Raw genomic sequence first — 11,260 nt, 5'->3', positions numbered from 1 at the left:
CTTCCAGGATCTCCTGAACGCAGCGGCCTTCGGGGGTGCGGGCGATATGGACGATGACGTGCACCGCTTCGCCGATCAGCGGTTCGATCGGCCGGGGTGATTCCGGGTGCATGCTGATCAGCATGGCGAGGCGGTCCAGCCCGGATCGGGCGTTGTTGGCGTGGAGCGTGGCCGCACCGCCTTCGTGGCCGGTGTTCCAGGCCATCAGCAGGTCCAGCGCTTCAGGGCCGCGCACTTCGCCGACCAGGATCCGGTCGGGCCGCATGCGCAGGGTGGTCTTCAGAAGCATGGTCATCGTCACTTCGAGCGAGGTGTGGTACTGCACGAAGTTCTCGGCGGCACACTGGATCTCGCCGGTGTCCTCGATGATGAAAACCCGCTCGGCCGGATCGAACTCGACCATGGCGTTGATGATCGCGTTGACCAGCGTGGTCTTGCCGGAGCCGGTGCCACCGATCACCAGGATGTTCCGGTGCGCCTTGATGGCGGCCGTCAGGGTCGCCTGCTGCGCGGCGGTCATGATTCCGGCCTCGACGTACTGGTCGAGCGTGAAGATGGCCACGGCTTTCTTACGGATGGCGAAAGTGGGCGCAGGAACGACCGGCGGAAGCTGGCCGGCGAAGCGCGAGCCATTAATCGGCAGTTCGCCTTCGAGAATCGGCTTGTGCCGCGTCACCTCCTTGCTGTGATAGCCGGCCACCGTCTTGATGATCGCTTCGGCGCGCGCAAAGGGAATGCTGCCAATGCAGCGCATCTTCTCGCCCAGCCGCTCCTGCCACAGCCTGCCGTCGGCATTGAGCATCATCTCGACGGTCCTGGGGTCAGCCAGGGCGTCCATGATGAGCGGCCCCAGATCACGCTCCAGCTTTCTCTTCGCCCGATCCTTGAGGGAAGAAACGGATTCTTCGATGTCTGTCATGTATCGATCCCGGTTTGCTTCGGTTGAATGTCAACCTTCGATCTGCGAAACACGATATAACGAATTCCAGAACTTTGCAAGACAACGATTATGGTGAACCAGAACGCGACCGTGTGCAACTACCAGGCGACTTCGATGGGGCGGATAGCGTGTACTGGCGTTGAGGACGTGTTTCTACGTGGTTCTTTGTGACAAGCCGAGGCGCTCGTCAGGCGCGGATCGTGGAATCCGGAACTGGGCGTGGTCGGCGCGGAATGCGCCTTTGCAGGGGAGGAGGCAGGAGGGAGGAGGAGGGCAGGGAGGGCTTCAGCGGCTAAAGACCCTCACCTGGCGTCAGGACGAGGACGGCTTGCGCAACTTGCTCCGTGCCGCTTCGTCCCACTTCTTGACGATGAAGGCCTGATGCTCCGGCAGGACCGCAGACACCCGCACAACGCCTTCGGGAAGACTTCGCGGGGCGGTCCCGCCGGCCAGGGCATCCAGGCTCTCACGGTCAAGGTCGGTCGATTCCAGGAGGGTCGGCAGCGGCGTCTCCAGGGCTTCCGCAATCGCCTCCATGATCTTCAATGAAGGGTTCGCCTTGCCATTGGTCAGGTCGGACAGGAAAGAGACGGAGATGTCGGCCTTTGCGGCCAGTTCGTTCTTCGTCATGCCGCGTTCGTCGAGCAAGCGAAGGATGTTCGTGAAAAAGATTTGGTTGTGCACAGTGCCCGTCGCCGTCCGGTGATGCGGCTCCTCTAAATTTAGCCGCTAAAGTTCTTGATCCTGGACTTCGATTTAGCTAAAGTCCGGCCTGATGCCATCAGGAGAAGTTGCTCTGCAGCCCGCGCCTGCCAGTCAATCGGCACATGGCCTGTCGACATGATAGACCGACAGCCGACAATGATCGGCGTCGTCTGTGCCCTTCACGATCCCCCGGAAAATCGAAAGCAAAAATCAAGCCGTATGACCGCGTACGCTTAAAATCAATGCGTTGATTCTGATTTCTGGAAAACTGCAGCGCCAACTGTAAAAATAGTCGACAGTCATTCGTAACCCTCTGGCGGTGCTGGGGTTTGGGCGTGACCAGTGCTTTCGGGCATTTTGGGTTGCAGGCGTCCGGCATATCCACCGCGGAGTGTGCATTGCTTCAATGATCGGGTTCGAGATCGTCCGGGTCGCCGCTCTGGAGCGCTTGCAGTTCCTCAGTCAACGCCTCGATGCTCGGCAGGACACCGGCCATGGCGTCTGGCAGGGCGGTGCGGTAGGTGGAGACGCCCATCGGCGTATGGATGTCACGCAACGCATACTCGACGACCGTTCCTTTCTTGCTCTTGCAGAGCACGAGACCGATCGTCGGCGCATCGACAGTCTGGTTGCGCACCAACTCATCGACGGCGGCGAGGTAGAAATTGAGCTTGCCGACGTATTCGGGCCGGAAGGGGGAATTCTTGAGCTCGATCACCACGTAGCAGTGCAGGCGGGTGTGGTAGAAGAGCAAGTCCATGAAGAACTCATCGCCCTCCACTTCAAGACGGTACTGACTTCCCACAAACGCGAAACCGACGCCGAGCTCGATCAGGAAGTCTCGCAGGCGCAGCACGAGTGCCTTTTCGATGGTGCGCTCATTGGACGCATCCGTGATCCCGAGGAAGTCGAAGGTGTAGGGGTCCTTGAGGATGTCGCGCGCCAGGTCGGACTGTGGCGACGGCAGCGCACGATCGAAGTTGGTTTGCGCCGCACCCACGCGCCGATGGGCGGCTGTCTCGATCTGGAGTTCGAGCACCGACCGGCTCCAGCCGTTTTCGATGGTCTTGCGGATGTACCACTCGCGCGTCGGCCGGTCCTTGACCTGGTCGAGAAGAATGCAGTTGTGGAACCACGGCACTTGTGCAGCAGCTTGCTGCACAAATTCTTCTTCAGGCCAGGCCTCGGCGAACGCCCGCATGTACTTCATGTTGCGAGGGGAAAGCCCGCGCATGTCGGGGAACTCGGCACGGAGGTCGCGGGCCGGTTGGTCGATGACCTTCGCCCCCCAGCCCTGGGCGGATTGCCGTTCGAGAATCTCCTTGCCGATGCGCCAATAGAGCAGGACCAGTTCCCGGTTAACGGCGAGCCCGACCTTCAGCCTCGCCGTGCGGATGGTGGTCTTCAACTCCGCCAGCCATGCGGCGTAGTCGGGAGGGATGAGGGTTGTCATGCTTGGGAAGTCATGGTTTGCGACGATTTAGTTGATCTGAAATTGTCCACCGGGCTGCTGCACTGTTGCGGAGTTCAGCGTGAATCGACCCGGCACGCCTCCCAAGGTCGGCCAGCCGGCATGATACGAAGCGCGAAGAACGGCTGCGCCGTCCATCGCGCCGGTCTGCCGATGAACACAGTGATCGGGGTGGCCCGGGACGATTTGGGGTAAGGTCCGACAAAAAAGCGCTCACTTCCGTTGCGGCGTCTCGAATGAGAATGTCGTCTTTTATCATAAGCGCCATCAGGCACCTTCGAAGCCGCGATCCTGCACGATTCTCCGTCCCGCTACGCCTCGAATCCCAACAGGCTCCACCAGTCGCTGGCCGCATGCAGACACGCACGATGGACACGCCGCCGGAGCGCGGCTGGTAGAACACCAGGTGATTGTCGAAATCCTTGACCCGCCATTTGCGCATGCCCGCCAGGTCAGGATGTTTGAGCGTTACCGGTGCGCCCATCATGGGCTGCCGCGCCAGGTCGGCGAAGCTGGCTTCGGCCGGGCTCAGGAAGCGTTCGGCCACGTTCAGCCCAGCGTTTTCGGCCAGATAGACGAACCGTTCTACCAGGTCGCGCCGCGCGGCCGCGCGCTTGGTGACCAGCGGCATCAGCGCGGTTTCTTTCGCGCTTCGACCTTGGCCAAGGCTTCCCTGCGGATGGCGCTCCAGTCCGCCGGGGTCAGTTCACTCTCAGCGCCGCTCAGTCCTTCCAACAGCTTCGCTTCAAGCTGTTCTTCGGCTTTGCGTTTCTCGTCGGCGCGGATCAGCTCGCGTACATATTCGCTCACGCTGCTGTAGCGGCCTTGGGCGATCTGTCCATCCACAAACTTCTTTAAGGGGTCGGGCAGCGAAATATTCATGCTTTGCATGGAGCACCTCCTTATCTCACCTAAAGTGCCACAAACAGCAAAAGATGGCAATAACTGCCATGTGACCCAGGGCAATCGCATGAATGCCATCGTCGTGAACCCTCCAAAATAATCGTTTACGCTCAATGAGTTACAAAGGGGCTGTTCACAGCCCCTTGATTTGTATAGTTTTCTGTCTTTTTGGGGTTTTCCATGAGGGCAGAAAGCAAGTTCCGATTGGTCGACGTCTGGGCACGTCTATCACTCGTGCAGGAACCGGCACTGCCCGCTATGTCAGACCCGGGCGAAGGAAGCCTGGGTCGCCGCAAGGCGGCGTGAAGTGCTGCCCGTGCCTTACTTTCACCTGGTGTTCACGCTGCCGCACGACCTCAATGGCCTGATTGCCGCCGCACCACGGTCGCTTCACGAGACGCTGTTCTCCGCGGTATCGGCAACGCTTACCGAATTCGCCGCCAACCCGCGACATCTGGGCGGCGTGTCGGCGTTCTTGCTGGTGCTGCATAACGTGGAAGCAGGATCTCGGCCGACATGTCCATCTGCATGCGCTGGTACTTCAAGACCCGAGGCACCCGAAGCTGGGTATTTGCCGCAACAGAAGAAAAAGAGGATGGAACGAAAAGGGAACTTACCTTGCTGCTAGAGTCGGATACGCCGATAAGACGGCATGTCAAGATCAAAGCTGACGCGAACCCGCATGACCGCCAATGGGAACAGTACTTCGAGGCCCGATGGGGCAAGAAAATGCTGTATTCAGTGTGCGGTCGCAGGAAGTTTTACCGCGTCTGGCAAAGGCAAGACGGCCTGTGTTCGGTCTGTCAAAATTCCATCACGACGAGCACTCCCTGGGGTGTTCGCCACATCGTGAAACGGACGGATGGCGGATCGGATGCCGCAAGCAACCTTCAGATGCAACATCTCAGTTGCCGTAGAAACCTGTAGTATGCCCGAATGAAAGTTGTGAAACCGGGTATCGAAAGATGCCTTTGTAGAGGCTTGAGCCGTGTGTGCTGAAAGGCGCAAGCACGGTTCTTAGGGGGCCGGGCGCGGGCAACCGTGTTCGGCTACCCGACGTTAGGCGGCATAACCCATCACCGTGAATCGTCTACCTAAAAGGAGATCGAGATGAGCCGACACCAGGAGTGGAAGATGGTTCACCTGCTCTATCAGTACGCTCATCGCAGCGGGCGCAGTGCTCGCCCGGTTCTAACCGAAGACGAACTCCGGAACGCTGGAGTCCACTGCGACGTTGACACGTGGCAAATTCTGAAAGATGCCAGCGTGGTAAAGCGGGTTGGAAACGCCTTCGAACTCTCTAAGGCCGCCAGGCAGCTCGTAAGCACATTTACCCTTGCTAAGGGTCCTGAAACCGATCAAGACATAAGGGTCGACTACCCAGAAGCATTTGTCGTCATGCCCTTCAGTCAGCCATGGTCCAACGAGGTATACGAGAATCTGTTCAAACCTGGAATCGAGGATGCTGGCTTTGAAGCCACTCGTGGCGACTCCATAGTACGCTTGGGTGACCTCCGGACAAATGTTTGGAGGAGCATTACGCAGGCAGGAGTCATCGTTGCTGATGTCACAACTCCAAATCCAAATGTGTACTACGAACTGGGGCTAGCAGATGCGCTCGGAAAGGCAACCTTTCTCTTTAAGCAGGAGGGTTCCTCCTTACCAGCGGACATCGGCGGCGAGCACTTCTACGAGTACAACTTGAAGCATCTTGGCGCCAATCAGCAGGTGCTCACCCAGGCCCTCCGAAAGTGGGCCAATGAAAGGGACAACATGTTCTTCGGTGTCAAGACGCTTGCTGACGCTCATCACAAGTGAAAATGCCGCCTACCATTCGCTCAACCGGAGCCATTGCGGCATGCGGCTAAATGCCCGCCATTTCATTCTGAGCCTTTAGCCACACACCGCAACGGTCCGGTTAGCTCGAACGCTGAACGTCCGCTATCCTAATCGGGCTACTTCCGCTTTGGGTCGTAACCGGAAGCTCACGATTCGAAGGGACTGCGGTCGTGGCGAGCTTTGCTGGCTGGAAAAGCTGAACCCCGCAAATGACATAGGCCTAACCCGGTTTTCCGTTCCACTGCGCCTCAAATCCCAAGTGCGTCGCGAGCGGGCTGGCCGCGGTCCCGAGACCAAGCTGTGACGGTTGTCGTTGCCGATACGCGCGTCTATGTTTCGGCGCTCGTCTTCGGTGGTGTGCCGTTGGCCGCCCTCACTAAAACGCTCACGGCCCCCAGACTGTCCAATAAGCGGCTTTTTCTGTCAGAACGATATGCTCTCGTTGGTCCGGTTGGATTTCCTATCCTTCAGACCTAAAAGTAAGCAGCTGACATGGCGCACCGGATACTCCTGCCAATCGGGGGGGTGTAGGGCTTTTCCACCCACTGGGTGCCGAGCACCACCGCAGGATCCTTCCAATCGCCAGCAGCTTTGTCCTAACCCCGGTTTTGGCCATGGCCTACACTTTCAGCGACGGGGCCGGCTGCCGTCGGGTAGCGGTGAACGCTTGGTGTGGAACAGGAGGCTGACATGGCACAAGAGAAAAAAGGTAGTCGTCCGGGTGACGGCAACAGCGCACCGTCCAAGCTGGCGGAAGCGCTGACGCATGTGGTCAGGGAACTCAGTCCCGCAGATAGGGAGGATGTCCATGATCCCGATTTCCAGTTCGCCTTGCGCGAGCTGCTGCAGGCTTACAAGCCGCTTTTGGAGGCCGATCTGGCGCGAGTGGACGCGCCTGACGAGCTGACCAAGGAAGTGCTCGAAGCGGGGCCCAATTGTGAAGATGAGTTTGCCGCCGCCGACCAACTGCTCGGCAGATTCCTTACCGAAGAGGTGGCCGTTCGCCTTTTGCCGGCGAATGCGCGCGAACTGCTCGGGCCGATCGAGCGCTGGCGGTGGTGCCTGCTGCATATTCGCTGCTGCATCATCTTCGGCTGGCTGTTGTGTCGCCGACCGCACACCTTCCGGACGTCCAACTACTACCTGTACCGCTTCTGGCGCTGCGTTCGCCAGGCGATTGGCACGCCAGTCGGCGATGCGCTGAATGTCGCCGAGCGCGCCGACTTCGCGCGGCTGGTGCAGGCAATGGCGGCGGCCTACAAGCCCTACCTCTCCGATCAACTGGCCAGCGCCGAATTCCCGAGCGGGATTCCCGACGAAATCATTAGCGGCAAGCTTGACTGTCTGGAAGACGACGATACCGCCGGCTCCATTTTCGAGCGCCTGCTGGCCCCCGACGTGGCGCCTGCCTTGCTGGGCGAAGAGATGTTTGCCAAGCACCAGCAAGAGCCGTGGTTCTGGTTCTGCCGCTGCTGGTGTCTGTGCGCGATCCGCTTCGGCTGTTGCCTGGCGCGGATTCGCAACCTGCGCGATTTCGTCCGCTGTCTGCTCTTCTATCGGCGTTGCCTGCGACAGTGCTTCCGCCCGCTGAGCTGCGAGTTGACCGAGCCGACCGGCTGCGTCCCTGAAGAGGTCAATGTCGAGCTCAAGGCACTCGTCGTCGCCGTCCGTGGAACGGCGGCCGGTGGCATGTTCCACCACTATGTGCTCGAATGGTCGCAGGACGGGATCAACTGGCATGCGTCCGATTTCCACTATCCGCCGATTCCACCCGGCGGGGGCGCGCAGGGGAACTTCGCTGTCAATAACGGGTTGTTGGCCTATTTCGACACCAGCGCGCGCGATCCCGGCTTGTACTTCATCCAAATGACCGTCTTCTCGGTCGAGGGCACAACCCAGGTTTGTCCGACGCGGTTCTCCCTGTTCAAGCAGGAAGTACGAATCATCAGCGTGGACGGCGCCGCGCTCGACACGGTCTGGGCCGATCCGAACGCGCGATTCATCGAGAGCGTGCCGGGCATCTGCGAAGACCCACCAGGCACTTGGCGACGATTCCCGAGCACTGATGAGATGTCGTTCGGCGAATGCCTGCACATCTACGGCGGCGCCTTCGTCGGGGGTTGCGACGGCAAGCGGATCAAGCGCTACATGATCGATTACAAGCCGGGGTTCGAACTCGATTGCTTCACCGCCGGGTGGAGCAACATCTGGAAGGTCGAGTTCAACACGGTCTGGCAGTACCGCGATTCGAACATGCGCAAGGATACGTCCAACCTGACCGCCGTCTGGAATACCGACTGCATTGTGCCGGTGTTCTTCCCGCCGTACTGCCTGCACTCGGAGCCCCAGGCGCGCCTCGATCCATCGTGCTGGCCAAGCCACACCGGGCTCTGCGAACTGAGCGGGTTGGTCACCTTGCGCCTGATGGTCGAGGATACCGATGGCAACCTTTACTGCGACACCCAGCGGCTGTGGATCGACAACAAGCCGATCTGCGCCAAAGTTCGCATCGATGCCGTGCCGAAGTGCCAGGATCTGTTTGTCAGCCAGTTCGCCAATCCGCCCGAATGCTCCGCGGCATGGAACCTGCCGCTGTCCGGCATTGCCTACGACGCGTATATCAACGATGCACTGCCGCTAACGCGCCCGAACGACAACTTCGACTACTACCAGATCCACGTCACCAAACAGGGCGGGCCCACGATCACCATCCCTATTTCCATGGGGCCAACTGCACCGTGTTTCAAGGGCACCAAGCGCATCGGGAAGTGCGATCCATGCAATGCGCTCGATCCGCACGCCGGCGACGTCTACGGTACGCTGGCTCAGTTCGATCTGCGGGCGGTGGACCTCGCCTGCAAGGGCAGCCTGCCCTACGCGGTACCGGACGCCTTCACGATCCCGCGCCAGGAATGCTGCGTCTACACCTTCGACCTGTGGGTTTACGACCGTACTGTGCGCTCTTCGGGCATCAACTGGGCGCACGCCTCGTGGCCGGTGAAGATCTGCAACGACCTGAAGCCCACCTGACTTGAAGCACACAAGGGGCCGGTCCGTAACCGACCCCTCCCCGGGGACGCAGCGATGACCGAGATCGGATTCTGGCCGACATTGTTTTTGACTACACTCGCGGCGTGGCGACTGACCCACCTGCTTGCCAACGAGGACGGGCCGGCGGACTTGGTACTTCGCTTGCGGAGAGCGCTGGGGGACAGCGGCATCGGTCATCTGATGGATTGTTTTCAGTGTCTCAGCCTGTGGGTCGCGGCACCGCTGGCACTGATCCTCAGTACGGAATTACTCACCTGGCTGATCGCCTGGCTCGGGCTGTCGGGCGCGGCCTGCCTGCTCGAACGCTGTGGGCGGCAGGTTGAGGCAATCCAGGCACCACCACTCTTAATCGGCGGAGATATCGATCATGGGATGCTGTGGCCAAGGCAGGGAAGCGCTGAAGAAAAGCCAGACGGCGAGTCCGCCGGTGGCGCACGTTAGCGCCGCGACGTCGTCCGTTTATCAACGATCTGGCGGCGCACGCCCGGCCGCATCCGCTATTGGCGCGGCGGCAAGCGGTGCTGCTGGCGCGTCGGGACAGGTCGTGCTGCGCTACCTGGAGCACTCGCCGGTGGTGATCCACGGCAGTTCGACTGGCCGGCGTTACGAATTCTCCGCGGCCTCGCCGAAGCAGCGAGTCGACGCGCGTGACGCGGAGTCGTTGCTCGCAACGCCGTTCTTCCGCCGGGTAAACGCTTGACCGCATGGCCATGAGTCGGCGATCGGCAAAGCCGTCGTTTACCCACGGGCAAGAGCCAGGTTGATCAATGACTTTTCCCAAGTGTTGCCTATAATATAACGAAGCTTTTTTGCATTCGGCCCGAAAACATCGTCATTCCTGGACTGGACCAATAGTCCCCGGATCTGCAGGTCCTGCCACCCCCAAGGGTTCGCAAGAGCAGGGCCTCGGAGTGACATCGAGCGGGAGGTGACCGTGCCAACGGAACGTGAAATCCAGAAGGTTCAACGGGGCGTGCCTACGTCGACCGAGGCGGCACCGCCAGCGGCAGGCCGCGCTGCCAATCGGCAACGCTTTCTGTGGGTCGATTTGCGCGTCGCCAGTGCCGAAGCGAGCGTCTGCGAAGAGTTGGCGACTGCCTTTCAGGGCATCAAGGTGAGCGAACCGCCAGGGATCGGTGAGGCGATCACAGTGCATCGCCCTTCATTCATCTGCTTCGAATTCGACCAGCCCGACCGGCGCCGGCTGCAAACGCTGCAGGCGACCAAGTTGTACTTTCCGCCGCTGCCGATTCTCATGCTGACCGAGGCCCACTCGGAAGCGCTGGCTACTTGGTCATTCCGCTCGCGCGTCTGGGATTACCTGGTGAAGCCGGTCACCTTTGAGGAACTGGCTTGGCGAGCTAGGGCGCTCTATCGCCTCGCAGAAACAACACGAGCGACGGGGGAGCGGCACAATTTGTTTCCTTCGCAACCAGTCCCGTTCGGCGAACGGGTCGGCCGGTCAATGCCACGCACCGCCACCGCGGCGGCCAGCGACTACGTCCGCGCCCACCTGGACATAGGGATTTCGCTGGCCAAGGCGGCCAGCTTGTGCCATCTGAGCGTGTCCGAATTCAGCCGCGTCTTCAAACGCGAGCACGGCCGGACCTTTTGCGATTTCCTGCTGCGCAGCCGGGTGGCCAAGGCTTGGGAGCTTCTGGCATCGCCCCGGGTGACCGTGTCCGAGGTCGCGTTTGCCGTCGGCTTCAACGACCTGTCCTACTTCACGCGGATTTTCCGCCGCTACACCGGGGTTTCTGCGTCCGAATACCGGAAGGCAAGCGTCCAGCGTGTGGCCGAGACAGGCTCCGTGTTCAGACCATCGGGTTCTGAGATGCCGACGTCATCGCTGCACCCATGCCTCTGAAGTCATTTTCGATGCAAGATCAGGGTGACAAGAAGGATGGCTTGCTGTTTGCAATGTAATGCGTGCGGCTCTGCATCGTTCAGGTAGATAAGGTCGCCGGGCTGCAGCGTGTGGGTTTTACCGTGACAGCTGAGGTCGACTTCGCCGCTCAGACACTGCAAGGTCATGGCACCGGCAGCGCTGTGCTCCTGCATATGGGTTCCGGCGCCCAGGACGAGGCGGAGGATCTCGATATGATCATCGCGCACCAGCGTCGCCGAAGTGTTGCCGGCAAGCGTGGCGCTGGCATTGATGGTGTTCACCAGATCGCCCGACTTGGCGTGTGACAGTGCCATGGCAATACTCCCCTGACAAGGCGACCATTCCGCGGCAGAGCCGGGGACGGTCGGCATGTGAGCCGCTCATGGCGGCAAAACGGGGACGCTAACACGTGTTACGTCTTCCTCTCCCAGAGGGCTGAGGCGCTCGCTCATCCCGCGAACGG

The 11,260-nt window shown here is 60.3% G+C and carries 10 protein-coding genes and 1 pseudogene; 5 read left to right on the top strand and 6 right to left on the bottom strand.

The window, feature by feature from the left end:
• The 5 genes from trbB to RKP46_RS19830 all read right to left on the bottom strand — a co-directional run.
• A partial coding sequence (gene trbB / locus RKP46_RS19850; protein ID WP_311108227.1) for a P-type conjugative transfer ATPase TrbB occupies nucleotides 1-919 on the bottom strand: 919 nt, incomplete at its 3' end.
• Nucleotides 920-1,252: 333 nt separating this feature from the next.
• On the bottom strand, nucleotides 1,253-1,624 hold the full coding sequence (locus RKP46_RS19845; protein WP_311108226.1) for a transcriptional regulator: 372 nt from the start codon (nucleotides 1,622-1,624) through the stop codon (nucleotides 1,253-1,255).
• Nucleotides 1,625-2,048: 424 nt separating this feature from the next.
• Nucleotides 2,049-3,098 carry a PDDEXK nuclease domain-containing protein gene (locus RKP46_RS19840; protein WP_311108225.1) on the bottom strand — a complete coding sequence of 350 codons (1,050 nt, stop codon included), beginning with the start codon at nucleotides 3,096-3,098 and terminating at the stop codon, nucleotides 2,049-2,051.
• A gap of 10 nt (nucleotides 3,099-3,108) precedes the next feature.
• A complete protein-coding gene (locus tag RKP46_RS19835; protein WP_311108224.1) occupies nucleotides 3,109-3,747 on the bottom strand; it encodes a type II toxin-antitoxin system RelE/ParE family toxin in 639 nt (212 codons plus the stop codon).
• Nucleotides 3,747-4,007 (bottom strand): type II toxin-antitoxin system ParD family antitoxin, encoded by a 261-nt coding sequence (locus tag RKP46_RS19830; protein ID WP_311108228.1) that lies wholly within the window; start codon nucleotides 4,005-4,007, stop codon nucleotides 3,747-3,749. The genes RKP46_RS19835 and RKP46_RS19830 overlap by 1 nt, the downstream gene beginning before the upstream one ends.
• A 232-nt stretch (nucleotides 4,008-4,239) precedes the next feature.
• Between RKP46_RS19830 and RKP46_RS19825 the strand changes: the two are divergent.
• The 5 genes and pseudogenes from RKP46_RS19825 to RKP46_RS19805 form a co-directional block, all read left to right on the top strand.
• A pseudogene (locus RKP46_RS19825) lies at nucleotides 4,240-4,558 on the top strand (transposase zinc-binding domain-containing protein); the annotation flags it as partial.
• A gap of 571 nt (nucleotides 4,559-5,129) precedes the next feature.
• A complete protein-coding gene (locus RKP46_RS19820) occupies nucleotides 5,130-5,837 on the top strand; it encodes a hypothetical protein (protein ID WP_311108223.1) in 708 nt (235 codons plus the stop codon).
• 711 nt (nucleotides 5,838-6,548) lie between these two features.
• Complete coding sequence (locus RKP46_RS19815) at nucleotides 6,549-8,888, top strand: hypothetical protein (RefSeq protein ID WP_311108222.1); 2,340 nt, start codon at nucleotides 6,549-6,551, stop codon at nucleotides 8,886-8,888.
• A 54-nt stretch (nucleotides 8,889-8,942) separates the two neighbouring features.
• Nucleotides 8,943-9,350 carry a hypothetical protein gene (locus tag RKP46_RS19810; protein ID WP_299072892.1) on the top strand — a complete coding sequence of 136 codons (408 nt, stop codon included), beginning with the start codon at nucleotides 8,943-8,945 and terminating at the stop codon, nucleotides 9,348-9,350.
• Nucleotides 9,351-10,023: 673 nt separating this feature from the next.
• On the top strand, nucleotides 10,024-10,776 hold the full coding sequence (locus RKP46_RS19805) for a helix-turn-helix domain-containing protein (protein WP_311108221.1): 753 nt from the start codon (nucleotides 10,024-10,026) through the stop codon (nucleotides 10,774-10,776).
• Nucleotides 10,777-10,778: 2 nt separating this feature from the next.
• Here RKP46_RS19805 and RKP46_RS19800 read toward each other — a convergent pair whose 3' ends face one another.
• Complete coding sequence (locus tag RKP46_RS19800) at nucleotides 10,779-11,111, bottom strand: cupin domain-containing protein (protein ID WP_311108220.1); 333 nt, start codon at nucleotides 11,109-11,111, stop codon at nucleotides 10,779-10,781.
• Nucleotides 11,112-11,260: the final 149 nt, after the last annotated feature.

The sequence above is a fragment of the Accumulibacter sp. genome, assembly GCF_031732815.1.
GTDB lineage: Bacteria > Pseudomonadota > Gammaproteobacteria > Burkholderiales > Rhodocyclaceae > Accumulibacter.
The sequence above is the reverse complement of the archived record's forward strand: the minus strand, read 5'-3'. Positions and strand labels throughout refer to the sequence as shown.